A 277-nucleotide genomic window follows, 5' to 3' on the forward strand; every position below is an offset into this window, starting at 1 on the left:
GTCCGGAGGTCGACATGCGCAAATCATACACATTTCGAAACTCTTCAAAGCTCAACATGTTGGCGCGCGACATAGTTCCACTACCTATGTGGATCTCGATATTTTGGAAAGTCGTGCGTGTGTAGTTCTCACTAGGAGATCCCTCGAAAACGTCCTGGCCTTCACCGCCGTCCAGAACCGTCCAAGGAGACCCTCCATAGTCGCGCTGCGAATAAACTCTCAGGATATCGTTGCCTGCTCCTGCTTGAAGCGTATCACCACTCTCATATCCTATGAG

The 277-nt window shown here is 50.5% G+C and carries 1 protein-coding gene; it reads right to left on the reverse strand.

Annotation, left to right across the window (positions count from 1 at the left end; translation table 11 throughout):
• Window positions 1–277 (reverse strand): hypothetical protein (locus Q4528_RS13715; RefSeq protein ID WP_303522112.1); only part of this gene is annotated, 277 nt, incomplete at both ends.

This window comes from Staphylococcus pasteuri (assembly GCF_030547725.1).
GTDB classification, from domain to species: Bacteria; Bacillota; Bacilli; order Staphylococcales; family Staphylococcaceae; genus Staphylococcus; species Staphylococcus pasteuri.